Source organism: Castellaniella sp. S9 (assembly GCF_027257175.1).
GTDB lineage: Bacteria > Pseudomonadota > Gammaproteobacteria > Burkholderiales > Burkholderiaceae_B > Castellaniella.
In genome coordinates, this window is sequence record NZ_JAPFGD010000001.1 from 264,611 (window position 1) to 281,633 (window position 17,023).

The following is a 17,023-nucleotide window of genomic DNA, read 5'->3' on the forward strand; positions in this document are numbered from 1 at the left end:
CTAGGATTTTGCCCGCGCCCCGCGGCGGCCCGTCACTGCGCCGCAGCGCGCCGCAGCGGCCCCGCCCTCCTCATCGGGCTGTTCGAGGGATTGCAGGATCGGACAGTCGGGCCGATCATCGCCCGCACAGCAATGGATCAGCGCCCGTAGCGTATCGGCCATCTGGCGGATGGTGTCCATGCGCCGGTCCAGTTCGGCGATGTGCTGCTCGGCCAGGCGCTTGACGTCGGCGCTCTGGCGCGACTGGTCGTTCCACAGGTTCAGCAGGTCGCCGATCTCGGCCACCGAAAACCCCAGATCGCGGGCGCGGCGGATGAAATGCAGCCGATGGATGTCGGCCTGGGTATAGGAGCGATAGCCCGCGCCGGTACGCGCGACCGGCGGCACCAGGCCGATCTGCTCGTAGTAGCGGATCATTTTGGCCGAGACCTTGGATGCCTTGGCCGCCTCGCCGATGTTCATGACCGCCCTCCTTCGTGCACGGCTTGCTGCAAGGCCGCCGAGGGCGGCTGGAAACGCCGCAGCCGCAATGCGTTGCCCAGCACGAAGACGCTGGACATGGCCATGGCGCCGGCGGCAAAGATCGGCGACAGCAATACGCCCCAGGCCGGATACAGCACCCCGGCCGCCACAGGGATCAGCGCCGTGTTGTAGGCGAAGGCCCAGAACAGATTCTGGCGGATATTGCCGATGGTGGCCTGGGACAGCGCGATGGCATTGGGCACGCCCTGCAGGTTGCCGGACATCAGCACGACGTCGGCGGATTCCATGGCGATGTCGGTGCCGGTGCCGATCGCCACGCCCACGTCGGCCTCGGCCAGCGCCGGGGCATCATTGATGCCGTCGCCCACGAAAGCCAGCCGTCCATGGGCGGCCTTGAGACGTCGCACGGCGTCCACCTTGCCCTCGGGCAGGACCTCGGCCACCACCTCGTCAATGCCCAGGCGAGCCGCAATGGCGCGGGCCGTGCGCTCGTTGTCGCCGGTGACCATGGCAACCTTCAAGCCCAGCGCGTGCAGCGCCGCGATGGCGGCGGGCGTGCCCGCCTTGATCGGGTCGGCGACGGCGATGATGGCGGCCAGCCGGCCGTCGATGGCGGCGTACAGAGGCGATTTGCCCTCGTCGCCCAGGCGTGCGGCCGAGTCGGCGAAGGCTCCGACGTCCAGGCCCAGCGCACGCATGTAGCGGTCGGCCCCCACCTCGATTCGCGCGCCGTCCACCTGCGCGCGCACGCCCATGCCGGTGACGGACTCGAAATCCGTCATGGCCGGCACGGCGATGCCTTCCGCCCGCGCCGCCTCGACGATCGCCCGGGCGATCGGATGCTCGGAGCGCGATTCCACGGCGGCGACCCGGGCCAGCACCGGGCCGCGTTCGAAGCCCGCGGCGATCTCGAGGTCGGTCAGCGCCGGGCGGCCTTCCGTCAAGGTGCCGGTCTTGTCCACGGCCACCACCCTGGCGTCCTTCAGCAGCTGCAGGGCGTCGCCCTTGCGAAACAGCACGCCCAATTCGGCGCCCCGCCCCGTGCCGACCATGATGGAGGTGGGCGTGGCCAGGCCCATGGCGCAAGGGCAGGCGATGATGAGCACGGCCACGGCATTGACCAGCGCGAAGGTCAGCGCCGGCGACGGCCCGAAGGCCAGCCACACCAGGAAAGTCAGCAGCGCGGCCAGCATGACCGCCGGCACGAACCACAGCGTCACCTTGTCGACCACGGCCTGGATCGGCAGCTTGGCGCCCTGGGCCTGCTCGACCAGACGGATGATTTGCGCCAGCATGGTCTGGCCGCCGACGGCGGTGGCGCGCAGCGTCAAGGCGCCGGCCTGGTTGACGGTGCCGCCGACCACCGCGCTGCCGGAGGATTTCTCGACGGGGATCGGCTCGCCGGTGATCATGGACTCGTCCACGAAGCTGCGGCCGTCGGTGACTTCGCCGTCGACCGGCACGCGCTCGCCGGGACGGACCTCGACGATGTCGCCCAGGGCGACCTCCTTGATCGGAATGTCCACGGTGCGGCCGTCGCGCAGGACGTGCGCGACCTTGGCCTGCAGCTTGACCAGGCGCTGGATGGCCTCGGACGTCCGGCCCTTGGCGCGGGCCTCGAGGTGGCGGCCCAGCAGGATCAGGGCCACGATGACGGCGGCGGCCTCGTAGTACACGTTCACCGTGCCGGCGGGCAGCAGGCCCGGCGCGAAGGTCGCCACCACCGAATAGCCGAAGGCGGCGGCCGTGCCGACCGCGACCAGAGAATTCATGTCCGGAGCCAGGCGCAGCAACGCGGGGAAGCCCTTTTGGTAAAAGCGGCGGCCGGGCACGGCCAGGATCAGCAGGGTCAGGATGAACTGCAGGTACCAACTGTTCTGCATGCCGATGGCCGCATCGATCCATGCGTGCATGCCGGGGACCAGGTGCGCGCCCATTTCCAGCACGAAAACCGGCAGCGTCAGGACCCCTGCCAGGATCAGGTCGCGCCTGAGTGCCGTCCGTTCGGCGTCCTTTTTGTCATCGGCCTCGTCATCGGCCTGCGCGGCGTCATCGACAATGCGCGCCTCGTAGCCGGCCTTGTCGATGGCGGCCACCAGCGTATCCGCGCCGGCCACGCCGCGCACGACGGCACGCTCTGTCGCCAGATTCACCATGGCGTCGGCCACGCCGGGCACGGCCTTGAGCGCTTTCTCGACACGGCCCACGCAGGAGGCGCAGGTCATGCCCTCGATGGACAGGCTGATGGACGCCGAGGCGGCGCGCGCAGGGCTGGGGTCCGGCATGTTCATGATCGATGATCTCGTGATTGATTCGACATGAAGACAGCTTAATCCTTACCATTGTTGGAAGGTCAAGCCTGCCGCAGGCTAGGGCCTGTTCACCCTAATGGCCGACGCTGGCCGCCTCGTGATAGTCGCCCTCCCCTCGCTTCCAATACGAGGCAATGCACATGCGGTGCAGATCGGCACCCGGCGGGGAAAAAAACAGTGTGCGCAACTGGGCCATGATGCGGTTTTCGCCCGCCGCCCAGATGAAGCCCTCGCCCGGGGGCAGGATTAGCGCATGGGCCGCGTCCGGCAGCGAATCCACCCACTGCAGGTCCAGGTCGGCCGCGCTGCGCCAGTCGCGCCGGTCGGCCGGGTCGGCCACCTGCACGCGCACGATGGCCCGCACGCCCGCGGGCAACTCGGCCAGGCGCCTCTCGATCGCGGGCATGGCGGTGTCATCGCCCAGCAGGCAATGCCAGGGCAGTTCGGCGGGCACCACCAGGCTGCCGCGCGGGCCGGCCAGGCCCAGCCACTGGCCGATCGGCGCGTGCCGCGCCCATTGCGCCGCAGGCCCAGTGCCATGAATCGCAAAATCCAGCAGCAGCGTGTTGCTGGCCGCGTCGAAGCGCAAGGGCGTGTAATCCCGCATCGTGGGGCGCTCGCCGTCGATGCGCGGGCGGCCGTCGACCATGACGGGCAGGCGGGGTTTTTCCAGCCCTGCCTGCGGCAGGATGAGCTTGACGTGATCATCGAAGCCGGGGCTGAAGAAATCGCGCAGTTCATCCCCGCCCACGGTCAGGCGGACGAAGCCGGGGCTGAGGGCCTCGCGGGCCAGCAATTGCACATGGCGCGCGCGGAACGGATGGCGCACGCGCTGGACAGGCTTGATTTCGGTCGTGGACATGATGCTCGATCGATTATGGAAAACCACTATTTTCGCACTTGCATGCGCCGGCGCGCCTGGGCTAGCGCTGCGGCTGCCCCAAGTCCCCAGGCAGCCCGAACTGTCCAGATTGCCCCGATTGCTCCGACTGTCCATTGCCGGCCGGGGCCGAGGGCGCATCCTCGCTCTTGATTTCCGTGATGACTGGTTCGTCCCAGGTCCCGGTGACCCGGTAGCGCACCGTCATGGCGCGCGCCAGCGGATTTTTCAGCAGCCACTGGCTGAGGAACGCGCCGATGCCGATGACCGGATTGATCGCGATCCCGGCGGCGATGGCCGCGCCGCTGACATCCAGGTTGGGCACGATGACGGCCTGCATGTCCAGCGTCTCGTCGATGATGTTGGAATTGCCCTCGAGCAGGATGGTCCCCACGGGGCCGATCACCTTGTAGTCGTGCGCATGGGCCACGCCTTCCGCGAGTTCCAGCTTGCCGCGCAACTGATCGAAGGGGAAACCCTCCTGGGTCAGGCCGCTCAGGCCCTTGTCCAGGTTGGTCAGGCGGCTGACCGACTGCAGCGACAGCAGCTCGAGCAGCTTGGCCGAGCGGGACCCGAGCTTGCTGAACCGCCCCTTGTCCAGCTGCACGTCCAGCGTGCCGCCCAGCCTGTCCTTGCGATGCGTCCAGGGGAAATCGCGCCACTCGAACCCCCCCTTCAATACGCCTTGGCCACCGGCCATCACGTCCTCGAAACCCGCCCTATCCAGCCATGCGCCCAGGTCCGAGACCTCGGCATTGGCCTGGAGACTGAGGCCGCGCTGCGGCCCGCGCAGGCGCCAGACGCCCGTGCCCCGGATCTTGGCATGTCCGTCGCCCAGGGAGAAGGTCTCGAGCCGCCAGTTCCCGGCGGACGCGTCCTTGACCCCTTCGAGCGAGAGGGGGCCCACCGAGTGGCCATAGATCCGCAGGTCGTCGGCCTGCAGGACGATCGCCGGCATGTCCAGCTCGTCGTCGAAGGAGATCTCTTCCGTGTCGGCCTCCGGCAGCAAGGAGGGTCCATCGGCGGGGTCGCCGCCCAGGCTGAGGCGGGCGAAGCGCCCCGATACGCGGCCGACCACCTTGCCCTCGGCCTGGCGCCACTTGAGCGTCCCCGTGGTCTGGTCGGAACGGACGTTCATGGACCACTGGTCTGTGTCGTGATCGCGCAGCAGCCGCAAGACGGCGTGATCCATCCGCATGCCGAGCAGACGGATCTCGTCGCCCTGCAGGCTGAGGGTCGCCAGCTCCGGGAACACCGCATTCGCGCCCTTGGCGCCTGCGTGGGCATCGTCGCCGGTCGGCGAGAATTCATCGACGATCTCGTTCCACGCATCCATGTCCAGCAAAGGATGGGCGATGTCGATCGCCAGGCCGCCCGGCGGCGGCGCCGCACGGTTCAGGCCGAACGAGGCGGAACTGAAGTAGGGCCCGCCGGACGCGCCGCGCCGGTGCCGCATCCGCGCGGACAGTTCGGTGCCCAGGTCGATGGACAGCAGATCGTCGCGCGCCTCCTGGCCTGACCAGACGACGCGCAGCGTCCTGGCTTGCGTCTCGGGTTTGGCCAGCGGCGCCGGAAAATCCATTTCCAGCCCCCGCAGGTCGGACGTCAGCTCCAAGCGGTAGCCGCGGCTGTCGCGCGCCAGCCGGGTCTCGTAATGCAACGCGCCCGACAGCCGCGACATGCCCGGCACATCGACGAAGTCGGCCAGGGCCTCGGCCGTGGCGCGGCCGCGCAGGAGCAGGCCGCGACCGCCCTTGCCCAGGCGTCCGGCGAGCGACGCCTCGCCGCCCAGCACCTGCCCCGTAAAGCCCGGCTCGGCCTCGATGCCCCCTTCGGTGAAATGCAAGGCGCCCTTCAGCTGCTGGAACGCCGGCATCCCGGGCATCAAGCGCAGGCTGCCCTCGTCGAGCACGATGCGCCCGTCGACCTGTGTGTCCCTGCTGTGCGTCAGGGGCACCGTCAGCGTCAGCGGCACCTCCCAGGCACCCGAAGCGCGCGCCTCGTCGAACATGCCATCCAGCAGCTCGCCCAGCGGCGAATGCACGAGCAGGGCCATGTAGTCCTCGCCCTGGGCCCGCGTCTGGCCCGACACGCTCAGGACCGCATCGTGCTCGATATTCGGGATGGTGGCGCGCAGGTTGGCAAGCGCGATGGCCGCGTCCTCCGCGGGCTGCATTCGGGCGCGGTCGGCGGTCAGCGTCAAGGCGACCCGATGCAGCTCGGCCGTGCCGTCCATGTCCAGCAGCATCGGCCAGGCCGGCTCGCCGGGCTCGGCCGGCACATAGTCGATGACCGCGCCGTGGTAGGCGCCCGCGACCAGGAAGTCGCCCGCCTCCGGATGGTCGCCGAAGGGAAACTCGGACAAGTCCCCGTTGAGGCGCAGGCGCGCATCCGTCAGGATCCCGGCCCGCAATCCGCGGTCCAGCCAGTCCCGCGCGTCGGCATCGACCACCAGCGGCAGATAGCGATGGATTGCGTCCAGCCGCGCGCGCGCGATCATGCCCTGGATGTCGATCCGGCCGGCAGCGCCGCCCGCACGCCACGAGCCGGAGGCGACGACATCGATGTCCGGATTGCGCCAGTGCAACCGGTCGAAATCGACCGAGGGCGCCGCACCGAGCCGCACCCAGGCGTCGGCCTCCAGGCGCCCCAGGGCGATGGGGTGCTGGAACCATTCGGGATTGCGCAAAGCCAGGCCTTGCGTCTGCACAGCCACGCGCAGCGGCGCAGCGGTATCCGGCGTATCCTCGGCGGCGGCCCGCCAGCCGCTCCAGGGCCCCTGGGCGTAGACGCGGACGCGCGGCGCCAGGAATCGCGTGGCCGCAGTCTGGGTCCAGTCCATGCCATCGATCGCCGCCTCGAGGGTCATCCGCGGATCGCCCGCCGTCCCATCCGCCGCGCCGGCCTCGGCCCAGGCCCGCAGCGTCATGCGGCCGTCGCGCAAGGGCCACGGAACGTCCGCCCACGGCCGCCAGGCCGCCGCCTGCAAGTCCTCGATGGCCGCATACGCGCGATAGGCGTGCGGCCATGCGCCGCGCGCCAGGCTGGCGGGCTCGTCGAGGCGCGCGCGAACCTCGACCGGCCCGCCCAGCCCCTTGGGTGGCTGCATGGAAAATGAGGCCGACAGCACGTCGCGGGCGGATCCGTCCAGAATCGCCTCGACATCGGTGAATACGAGTTCCGGCGCCGCGCGCCGCTGGTCACGCCAGCGAATCGTGGTGTCCTCCAGGACGATGCTGGGCTGCGCGACCAGCCAGGCGAGCCACGGCGAGCCGTCTTCGCCGTCGTCGGGGTCCTGGTCCTGGATGCGCTGGCCCAGGACGTGCACGGCACCAGCCGTGTCGCGGCGCACGGCCAGGTCCATGCCGCGCACCTGCAGCCGCAATCCGGGGCGCAAGTGCAGGACGCTGCGCCAGCTCAGGCGCGCGCGCGTCTGCGGCACCGACAGCAGGACGGCGCCCCGCGCGTTGCGCAACACGATGTCATCGAATTCGAACACGGGATTCCATCCCTGCCAGCTCGCCCGGATCTCGCCCAGTTCGATGGGAATGCCGAGCATCCGCGAGACCTGAGCCTGGATCTGGGGACGCCAATGGTCCACATTCGGCAGGACGAGGTAGCGCAGGCCCAGCAGCGCCAGGCCCAGGATGAAATACAGGCAAATGGCAAGGCCGAGGAGCCGGCGAGGCCATCCAGAGCGGGTGCGGATGCTTGAAATCGATTGGCGCATGCCGTCATTTGAAGTATTTTTAGGGTCCCCCGCGGCATGAGGCGCGCGGGGCCGAATCACAACAATCCTCCGAGGCCGTCCTCCATGTCCGAGGCCATTATATTAAAGCCCGCCCTGCGCTGGTCCGGCGCGCTGCGCCGCAAGGCGCTGGCCCGCCCGCAGTTCCTGGAACGGCTCGCCGAGGACGCGGCCCGGCCGGTCACGCGCAAGACCATCGCCGACTGGTTCGCGGAGGACCCGCCCGGCGAACCCGGCGAGGCGGCGCCGGCCGAGCGCCTGCGCCCTGCGCTGCGCCGCTTGCGCGAACGGGTCTTCCATACCCTCATGGTGCGCGACATCGCGGGCCATGCGCCCCTGCACGAAGTGGTCGCCGCCATGTCGGCGCTGGCCGACCTGGCCGTGGGCCAGGCCTATCGCAGCGTCATGCGGGACCTGATCGAGATCCACGGCGTTCCGCGGCATCCCGACACCGGCGAGCCGCAGGACATGATGATCCTGGGCATGGGCAAGCTCGGCGGCAAGGAATTGAACGTCTCGTCGGACATCGACCTCATCATGCTCTATGGCGAAGAAGGCGAGACCGATGGCCGCCGGCGCATCAGCCACCACGAGTTCTACGGCAAGGCCTGCCGCCGGATGATGCCGGTGCTGTCGGAAATCGACGCCGACGGCTTCGTGTTCCGCACCGACCTGCGCCTGCGCCCGGACGGCGACAGCGGGCCGCTGGCCTGGAGCCTGGATGCGCTGGAAAATTATCTGGTGGCCCAGGGCCGCGAATGGGAACGCTACGCCTGGCTGAAGGCGCGGACCATCCCCTGCCCGTATTTCGCCGACGACGGCCTGGCCGCGCAGGCGCGCCAGCTCGAGGCCCTGCGGCGGCCCTTCGTCTACCGCAAGTATTTCGATTTCGACGCACTCTCGGCGCTGCGGCGCTTGCGCGAGCGCATCCGCATGGACTGGCAGCGCCGCGCGCACGCCCGCAACGGCGTCGATACACGCCACAACATCAAACTGGGCGAAGGCGGCATCCGCGAGATCGAATTCGTGGTCCAGCTCAACCAGTTGATCCGCGGCGGACGCCTGCCCTCGCTGCAGCAGCGCAACCTGCTGGCCGCCCTGCACAAGCAGCGGCGCGCCGGCCTGCTGGATGCCACGCAGGCCGAAGGGCTGGAGGCCGCCTATGGATTCCTGCGCCGCGTCGAGCACATGCTGCAGTACCGCGAGGACGAGCAAACCCATCTGCTGCCGCCCGAACCCGAACGACAGGCGGAACTTGCCCACGCCATGGGCCTGTCGCCCGATGTCTTCACCACTCGCCTGGAGGCGCACCGCACATTCGTCGCGCAATGTTTCCGCGACGCCTTCCGGATCGCAGGCATGGGCGGCGACATGGCCGAGCCGGCCGCCCCCACTGGCGCGGCAAGCGAGCCTGATGCCCCGTTGCCGCCGGCCTATGCCGACGGGGACGCCGACATCATCCGCCCGCGCATCGAGGCACTGCTCGAGGGCCACCGGATCCGCAGCCTGCCGACGACCAGCCGCAGGCGGCTGACGGCGCTGCTGCCGCGCCTGATCGAGGCCGCCGGCGGCACGCCGGCCCCCCGCAGCACGCTGCTGCGCCTGCTGGACCTGGTCGAACACGTGGCCCAGCGCAGCGCCTACCTCGCGCTGCTGGCCGAATACCCCGAAACCCTGGCCCGCGTGGCGCGGATCATCGGCGCGAGTCCCTGGGCTTCACACTATCTCACCCAGTATCCGCTGCTGCTCGATGGCCTGATCGAATGGCGCAGTCTCATGCAGGCGCCGGACTTCGCGGCGATCGCCGAGCAATTGGCCGCCGACCTGGACGCCTGCGTGCTGCCGGACGGCCAGGCCGACGTCGAACAGCAGATGAACCTGATGCGCGACCTGCAGCACCAGGTGACGTTCCAGCTGCTGGCCCAGGACCTGGAGGGCGCGATCACCGTCGAGGCGCTGGCCGACCGCCTGTCGGCGCTGGCCGACCTGCTGCTGGCCGAGACCATCCGCCGCGCCTGGCCGCTGGCGCTGCCGCGCAGCCAGCGCGCGGCGCCCGGGGTGCCGCGATTCGCGATCATTGCCTACGGCAAGCTGGGCGGCAAGGAAATCGGCTATGCCTCCGATCTGGACCTGGTGTTCCTCTATGACGATCCCGACCAGGACGCCGGCGAACGCTATACCAAGCTCGGCCGGCGGGTGGCCTCGTGGCTGTCCACCCTCACCTCCTCGGGCCGCCTGTACGACATCGACCTGCGGCTGCGCCCGGACGGCGACGCGGGCCTGCTGGCCGTGCCGATCGACGCCTTCGAGTCCTACCAGCTCCACCAGGCCTGGCCCTGGGAGCACCAGGCGCTGACCCGGGCACGCTTCGTCGCGGGCGATGCCGGGATCGGCGGGCGCTTCGAGGACATCCGCCGCCGCATCCTGCTGTTGCCGCGCGACCCGGAGGCCCTGCGCAAGGACGTGCGCGACATGCGGGCCAAGATCACCGCCGGCCACCCGAACCACAGCGGCGACTTCGACCTCAAGCATGATCGCGGTGGCATGGTCGACATCGAATTCATCACGCAATACCTGGTGCTGTCCCAGGCGGGCGCGCACCCGGAATTGCTGGACAACCTCGGCAACATCGCCTTGCTGGGCCTGGCCGCGCGCGCGGGGCTGATCCCGGCACCCTTGGCCGCACAAGTGGCCGACGCCTATCGCGTGCTGCGCCGCCGCCAGCATGCCTTGCGCCTGCAAGGCGCCGAGAAGGCCCGGGTATCGGCAGGCGAACTGCAGGCCGAGCGCGAGGCCGTGCGCAGCCTCTGGAACCAGGTGCTGGGCACGGACTAAAATGGGGGCTTCACAGTGCTTTGTCCGCGGGCTGCGCCCGCTGTGCCATGACCGAATTCCAACGCCCCGTCCTGACCCTGCCCGAGGGACACCGGAAAGTCCTGCTGCATTCCTGCTGCGCCCCCTGTTCGGGCGAGGTCATGGAGGCGATCCGGGCCTCCGGGATCGAGTATTCGATCTTCTTCTACAACCCGAACATCCACCCGGTGCAGGAATACGAAATCCGCAAGCAGGAAAACATCCGCTTCGCTGAAAAGCACGGCATCGAATTCATCGACGCCGATTACGACGTCGACAACTGGTTCCAGCGGGTCAAGGGCTTCGAGAACGAACCCGAGCGCGGCCATCGCTGCACCCTGTGCTTCGACATGCGCTTCGAGCGCACCGCCCTGTACGCCTGGGAGCACGGCTTCGACACGATCTGCAGTTCGCTGGGCATCTCGCGCTGGAAGAACATGAGCCAGATCAACGACTGCGGCGAGCGCGCGGCGGCGCGCTATCCGGGGATGGCCTACTGGACCTACAACTGGCGCAAAGGCGGCGGCTCGCAGCGCATGATCGAGATCAGCAAGGCCGAACATTTCTACCAGCAGGAATATTGCGGCTGCGTGTACTCGCTGCGCGACACCAACCGCTGGCGGCGGGCCAACGGCCGCGACCGCGTGCACATCGGCGTGAAATACTACGGGGACGACACCTCGACCGACGCCTGAGCCCCCTCGGGGGATGAGCCCGGACGCAGAACAGTCCCTGTGGACTGGTCTGCGCCTGGCGAATCCGAGCGGCATGCAGGCCGCGAGGTGGACAGCAAGCAGGCGCCAGCCTGCGCGGCGTGGGGGTCACTCCCGCTGCCGGGCCGCCCCAAGGCGGGAGCGCCCCCTCGGGGGGCAGCAAGCAGGCGCCAGCCTGCGCAGCGTGGGGGTCACTGCAACGTGCGTTCGAAGACGAACTTCTCGCCGTCCCAGTCCACCGGCACGACGTCGCGCGGCCCGAACTTGCCCTCCAGGATGAGGCGGGCGACCGGGTTCTCGACGTGCTGCTGGATCGCGCGCTTGAGCGGCCGGGCACCAAACACCGGGTCGAAGCCGGCGCGCGCCAGCTCGGCAACCGCCGCGTCCGAGACCTCGAGGCGCATGTCCTGCTGCGCCAGGCGCTGGCCCAGGCGCTGCAATTGGATGCGGGCGATGGGCTCGATGTGCACCGCGTCCAGGCCGTGGAAGACCACGATCTCGTCGATCCGGTTGAGGAACTCGGGCCGGAAGGCGGTCTTGAGTTCGTCGCGGATGACTTCCTTGATCACGTCGTAGGGCTGCCCCGCCATGCTCTGGATGTGCTGCGAGCCCAGGTTCGAGGTCATGATCACCACGGTGTTGCGAAAGTCCACCGTGCGGCCCTGGCCGTCGGTCAGGCGGCCGTCGTCCAGCACCTGCAGCAGCACATTGAACACGTCCGGGTGCGCCTTCTCGATCTCGTCGAGCAGGATCACGCTGTAGGGCTTGCGGCGCACGGCCTCGGTCAGGTAGCCGCCCTCCTCATAGCCCACATAGCCCGGCGGCGCGCCGACCAGGCGGGCCACGGAGTGCTTTTCCATGAACTCGCTCATGTCGATGCGCACCAGGTGGTCCTCGGAATCGAAGAGGAAATTCGCCAGCGCCTTGGTCAGCTCGGTCTTGCCCACGCCCGTCGGCCCCAGGAACAGGAAGGACCCATAGGGCCGCTGCGGATCGGACAGGCCCGCGCGCGAGCGGCGGATGGCCTCGGACACCAGGGTGACGGCCTCGTCCTGGCCTACCACGCGCTGGTGCAGCACGTCCTCCATGCCGAGGAGCTTGGCGCGTTCGCCCTGCATCATCTTGGACACCGGGATGCCGGTCGCGCGCGACACGACCTCGGCGATTTCCTCCGCGCCCACGCGGGTGCGCAGCAGGCGCGGCTGTTCGTCGCTGGCCTGCGCCGAGGCGGATTCGGCCGCCTTCAGGCGCGCCTCCAGGTCGGGCAGGCGCCCGTACTGCAGCTCGGCGAGCTTATCGTACTGGCCCTTGCGCTGCAGCTCGGCCATTTCGGCGCGCACGCGGTCGATGTCCTCCTTGACCGCCTGCGAACCCTGGACCGCGGCCTTTTCGGCCTTCCAGACTTCCTCGTAGTCGTTGTATTCGCGCTGCAGGGACTCGAGCTCTTCCTCGATCGCCTTCAAGCGCCGTTCAGAGGCCTCGTCCGTGTCTTTCTTGACTGCCTCGCGTTCGATCTTGAGCTGGATGATGCGCCGGTCGAGCTTGTCCATCACCTCGGGCTTGGAGTCGATCTCCATGCGGATGCGTGCCGCCGCCTCGTCGATCAGGTCGATCGCCTTGTCGGGCAGGAAACGGTCGGTGATGTAGCGGTGTGAAAGCTCGGCCGCCGCCACGATCGCGGGGTCGGTGATCTGCACGCCGTGGTGCAGTTCATAGCGTTCCTGCAGACCGCGCAGGATGGCGATCGTCGACTCGACGTCGGGTTCGTCGACCAGCACTTTCTGGAAGCGGCGTTCGAGCGCGGCGTCCTTTTCAATGTACTTGCGGTATTCGTCCAAGGTGGTCGCGCCCACGCAGTGCAGCTCGCCGCGCGACAGCGCGGGCTTGAGCATGTTGCCGGCGTCCATGGCGCCCTCGGCCTTGCCGGCGCCCACCATGGTGTGCAGCTCGTCGATGAAGACGATGGTCTGGCCCGAGTCCTGGGACAATTCCTTGAGGACCGCCTTCAGACGCTCTTCGAATTCGCCGCGATACTTGGCGCCCGCCAGCAGCGCGGCCAGATCCAGGGACAGCACGCGCTTGCCCTTGAGGGTCTCGGGCACCTCGCCGTTGACGATGCGCTGGGCCAGTCCCTCGACGATGGCGGTCTTGCCCACGCCGGGCTCGCCGATCAGCACGGGGTTGTTCTTGGTGCGGCGCTGCAGGATCTGGATCGTGCGGCGGATCTCATCGTCGCGGCCGATCACCGGGTCGAGCTTGCCCTCGCGCGCACGCGCCGTCAGGTCGGTGGTGTACTTCTGCAGGGCCTGCCGATTGTCCTCGTCCTCGGCGCCGGCCACCTGGGCGCCGCCGCGCACCGCCTCGATGGCGGCCTCGAGCGCCTTGCGCTGCAGGCCCGCCTCGCGCAGCGCCCGGCCGGCGTCGCCCTTGTCGTCGCACAGGGCCAGCAGGAACAGTTCGCTGGCGATATAGGTGTCGCCGCGCGCGGCGGCCTCCTTGTCCGTGCGGGCGAGCGCGGCCTGCAACTCGCGGCTGGCCTGCACATTGCCCTCGGCGCCCTGCACGGACGGCAGGGCCTTGATCAGTCTGTCGACCTCGGCCGACAGCCGCGGTACGGCCACCCCCGCATGGGCCAGCAGGCTGGCCGCGCCGCTGTCGCCATCGGCGAGCAGGGCCGCCAGCACGTGAAGGTTTTCAATATAGGGATTGTCCTGGCGCAGCGCGAGGCTCTGTGCGTCCGCGATCGCCTGCTGGAACTTCGTCGTCAATTTGTCGAATCGCATGTTGATTCCATATCCTGAGGTGGGGCGCAACGCCCGAATGCACACCATATGCGGCCGTTCGGCCCGATTTTCAAGCCCGGCGCGCCGGCCTACGGACTCATGCACACCCTTTGCGCATGATCATTGCGCGCGGGCGCCGCCTGCTGTTAAGCTGGCCTCCATATTCGAGTTCAATGGGGTCGCGCATCATGCGGGGGGTCGTCAAAAAATGGGGTAACAGCGCTGCCGTACGCATCCCCGCATCCATGCTCAAGACCCTGCGCCTCGGCCCCGACAGCCTGGTCGACATCCGGCTCGAGCGCAACCACATCGTCATCGAACCCATCCGCAGCCAGGAATACGTCCTGTCGCAGTTGCTCGGCGGGATCAAGCCCCGCAACCTTCACCCCGAGATCGATTTCGGGTCGGCGGGCGACTGATGGCCGCCCGCGCCGCCACCGCCCGCGCGTTCGTGCCCGACATCGGCGACGTGGTGCACGTGCATTTCACCGCCTCACCCCGGGACCTGCCCGCCGCCCCCAAGGCGGCCCTGGTCCTCAGCCCGGCGGCCTACAACCGCAAGACCGGCCTGATGGTGTGCTGCGCCCTGGTCCAGCAGCCCAAGGGCTATCCCTTCGAGACCCCGCTGGCCGCCCAGCCCGGCGCGGCGGCGCTGGCCGACCAGGTCAAAAGCCTGAAATGGGCCGGCACCCGCATCACGCTCGAAGGCCGCGCCACGCCCGATGAACTGGCCCAGGTCCGCGCCAAGCTCCGCGCCCTGCTGTTCCCCGACTGAACTCGCAACGGCCGGCGGCCCGGCATAAGCCCTTGAGGCAAAAAGTATTCTGCGCGTGTGGTTATCCGGAAACCAGGGTAAACCCCATGTTAGTGTAGGGACGTCGGCGCGAAGCGCGCCGGTCCTTCACGACTCTGGCAGAAGCGCATGAGCACACACATAGACTGGGACCCTCAGGCCCCGGAGGTCCTGGCCGATCCGATCGGCGCCTACGATACGATGCGGGCACGCTGCCCGGTGGCCCATGACGGCGACGGGCACCACGCCGTCTTCCGCCACGCCGACGCGATGCGCATCCTGCTCGACCCCCGGACCTTCAGCAGCGCGGCATCCAGCCACGTCTCGGTGCCTCACAGCATGGATCCGCCCCAGCACACCCGCTTTCGCCGGCTGATCGATCCGTACTTCAGCCCCGAGCGCATGGCCGCCTTCCAACCGGCCTGCGAGCGGATCTGCACCCAGCTGGCCGATCGCCTGCCGGCCGATGGCCAGGTGGAATTGATGTTCAGCCTGGCCCATCCATTTGCGCTGTCGATGCAGTGCGCCTTTCTGGGCTGGCCCGACACCCTGCACGCGCCGCTGCTGCAGTGGATCCTGAAAAAAAACGCGGTCACGCTGTCCGGCGACCGGGAGGCGATCGCCGCCGTGGGCAAGGAATTCGACGCGACGATCCGCGCGCTGCTCGAGGCCCGTCGGGCCGCGGGGCCCGATGCCCCCGACGACGCGACCACCCATCTGATGCGCGAGACGATCGAGGGCCGGCCCCTGAGCGAGGACGAAATCGTCAGCATCCTGCGCAACTGGACGGTCGGCGAACTGGGCACCATCGCCGCCAGCGTCGGCATCATCGCCCTCTACCTCGCCCAGCATCCGCCGCTGCAGCAACGCCTGCGCACCAACCCGGAACTGGTGCGCGCAGCCAACGACGAAATCCTGCGCATCCACGCCCCATTGCTGGGCAACCGCCGGATCCTGACCCGACCGGCCCGCCTGGGCGACAGGGCGCTGCCCGCCGGCGAGCGCGTCGTCCTGATGTGGGCCTCGGCCAATCGCGACGAGGCGATCTTCGGCGATCCGGACGAATTCCGCCTGGACCGGGATCCAGCCCTCAACCTGCTGTACGGCGCCGGCATCCACGCCTGCCCCGGCGCGCCGCTGGCACGCCTCGAACTCGACACCATCATCCGCGCGCTGCTGATGGCCACGCGCGAGATCCGGCCCGTGCCGGACGCTCATCCCGTCGCCGCCGCCTATCCGACGGGCGGCTATCGGCAGGTCCCGCTGCACATCCTGCGCTGAATAGTCCCCGACAGTGTCCGTCCGGCGCAACGCAATGCCGGCCCGCCTATCCCTTCGCGGCGGCGATGCCATGCGCGCGCGCGCGGCGAGGTCTACAATTCAGGCATCAAGAATCACGGGACGCCCCGCCGGCGCCCGTTCCGAAACTCCAGGATCTGTTCGCCATGTGTCAGCTTCTGGGCATGAATTGCGCCACGCCCACCGACATCACGTTTTCCTTTACCGGCTTTGCCGCCCGCGGCGGCCAGACCGACCATCACGCCGACGGCTTCGGCATCGCCTTCTACGAGAACCGGGGCTGCCGCAGTTTCATCGACAACGCCCCATGCTGCCAATCGCCGGTGGCGGACCTGATCAAGCATTACCCCATCAAGTCGCGCAACGTGATCGCCCACATCCGCAAGGCCACCCAGGGCGCCACCGAACTCGAAAACTGTCATCCCTTCGTGCGCGAGCTCTGGGGACGCCACTGGCTGTTCGCCCACAACGGCGACCTGAAGGCCTTCGAGCCCGCCCTGCGGGGCCACTACCAGCCCGTGGGCCAGACCGACAGCGAGCGCGCCTTCTGCTTCATGATGGAAGGCCTGCGCACGCGCTTCGGCCAGGACGAGCCGGCCGACGACGCGCTGTTCGCCGCGATCTCGGACATGACCCAGGGGCTTGCCGCCCACGGGGTCTTCAACTTCCTCATCTCCAACGGGCGCTGCATGCTGGCGCACTGCTCGACCACCCTGCACTACATCACCCGCGCCTGGCCGTTCCGCGCCGCCCACCTGGTGGACACGGACATTTCCGTGGATTTCTCGCGCACCAATGTCCAGGGGGACTGCGTGTCGGTCATCGCCACCAAGCCCCTGACCGACAACGAGACCTGGACGGCGTTCGAGCCGGGACGCCTGGTCATGTTCGCCCAAGGCCGCCCGCAGGCCGAGACCTTGATTCCGATCCCCGAGGACGTGCGGCAGCGCAATTTCGCCAATCTGGCCTGCGCATGAACCGGGACGACGATCCGCGCCCGGCCGAACCCATCGAGCCGGACCTCAACGACTGCTGCGGCAATGGCTGCGAGCCGTGTGTCTTCGATACCTACATCGAGGAAAAGCGGGCGTGGGAACAGGCCGTCAAAGCCTGGGAGGAGCGTCACCGGCACACTGGGACACCCCCGGCCTCGTGACCC

Annotated in this window: 12 protein-coding genes; 7 read left to right on the forward strand and 5 right to left on the reverse strand. The window is 68.7% G+C overall.

The genetic code is table 11. From position 1 onward, the window contains the following. The 4 genes from cueR to OOZ48_RS01335 all read right to left on the reverse strand — a co-directional run bounded on the left by cueR (position 1) and on the right by OOZ48_RS01335 (position 7,405). On the reverse strand, positions 1-462 hold the full coding sequence (cueR, locus tag OOZ48_RS01320) for a Cu(I)-responsive transcriptional regulator (RefSeq protein ID WP_269494905.1): 462 nt from the start codon (positions 460-462) through the stop codon (positions 1-3). Next, a complete protein-coding gene (locus tag OOZ48_RS01325) occupies positions 459-2,768 on the reverse strand; it encodes a heavy metal translocating P-type ATPase (RefSeq protein ID WP_442867512.1) in 2,310 nt (769 codons plus the stop codon). The genes cueR and OOZ48_RS01325 overlap by 4 nt, the downstream gene beginning before the upstream one ends. Before the next feature lie 100 nt (positions 2,769-2,868). Next, positions 2,869-3,657, reverse strand: coding sequence for a siderophore-interacting protein (locus OOZ48_RS01330; RefSeq protein ID WP_269494910.1), 789 nt, complete (start codon positions 3,655-3,657; stop codon positions 2,869-2,871). A 61-nt stretch (positions 3,658-3,718) separates the two neighbouring features. Continuing rightward, positions 3,719-7,405 carry a YhdP family protein gene (locus OOZ48_RS01335; RefSeq protein WP_269494912.1) on the reverse strand — a complete coding sequence of 1,229 codons (3,687 nt, stop codon included), beginning with the start codon at positions 7,403-7,405 and terminating at the stop codon, positions 3,719-3,721. An 84-nt stretch (positions 7,406-7,489) separates the two neighbouring features. Between OOZ48_RS01335 and glnE the strand changes: the two genes are divergently transcribed. Together glnE and OOZ48_RS01345 are read left to right on the forward strand one after the other, a co-directional pair. Continuing rightward, positions 7,490-10,258 carry a bifunctional [glutamate--ammonia ligase]-adenylyl-L-tyrosine phosphorylase/[glutamate--ammonia-ligase] adenylyltransferase gene (gene glnE / locus OOZ48_RS01340; protein WP_269494915.1) on the forward strand — a complete coding sequence of 923 codons (2,769 nt, stop codon included), beginning with the start codon at positions 7,490-7,492 and terminating at the stop codon, positions 10,256-10,258. A 47-nt stretch (positions 10,259-10,305) separates the two neighbouring features. Next, entirely contained in the window at positions 10,306-10,971 is a 666-nt protein-coding gene (locus tag OOZ48_RS01345) for an epoxyqueuosine reductase QueH (RefSeq protein WP_269494918.1), read from the forward strand. A 209-nt stretch (positions 10,972-11,180) separates the two neighbouring features. Here OOZ48_RS01345 and clpB read toward each other — a convergent pair whose 3' ends face one another. Then, complete coding sequence (gene clpB / locus OOZ48_RS01350; protein WP_269494921.1) at positions 11,181-13,772, reverse strand: ATP-dependent chaperone ClpB; 2,592 nt, start codon at positions 13,770-13,772, stop codon at positions 11,181-11,183. Positions 13,773-13,945: 173 nt separating this feature from the next. On the opposite strand from clpB, the gene OOZ48_RS01355 reads away from it, so the two are divergent. The 5 genes from OOZ48_RS01355 to OOZ48_RS01375 all read left to right on the forward strand — a co-directional run bounded on the left by OOZ48_RS01355 (position 13,946) and on the right by OOZ48_RS01375 (position 17,020). Next, entirely contained in the window at positions 13,946-14,191 is a 246-nt protein-coding gene (locus OOZ48_RS01355; RefSeq protein WP_269494924.1) for an AbrB/MazE/SpoVT family DNA-binding domain-containing protein, read from the forward strand. Beyond that, positions 14,191-14,547, forward strand: a complete 357-nt coding sequence (locus tag OOZ48_RS01360; protein ID WP_269494927.1) for a type II toxin-antitoxin system PemK/MazF family toxin — start codon at positions 14,191-14,193, stop codon at positions 14,545-14,547. Before OOZ48_RS01355 ends, OOZ48_RS01360 begins: the two co-directional genes overlap by 1 nt. Positions 14,548-14,694: 147 nt before the next feature. After that, positions 14,695-15,846, forward strand: coding sequence for a cytochrome P450 (locus OOZ48_RS01365; RefSeq protein ID WP_269494930.1), 1,152 nt, complete (start codon positions 14,695-14,697; stop codon positions 15,844-15,846). A gap of 164 nt (positions 15,847-16,010) precedes the next feature. Further along, a complete protein-coding gene (locus tag OOZ48_RS01370) occupies positions 16,011-16,841 on the forward strand; it encodes a class II glutamine amidotransferase (RefSeq protein WP_269494933.1) in 831 nt (276 codons plus the stop codon). Next, a complete protein-coding gene (locus tag OOZ48_RS01375) occupies positions 16,838-17,020 on the forward strand; it encodes an oxidoreductase-like domain-containing protein (protein WP_269494936.1) in 183 nt (60 codons plus the stop codon). Before OOZ48_RS01370 ends, OOZ48_RS01375 begins: the two co-directional genes overlap by 4 nt. Positions 17,021-17,023 lie beyond the last annotated feature (3 nt).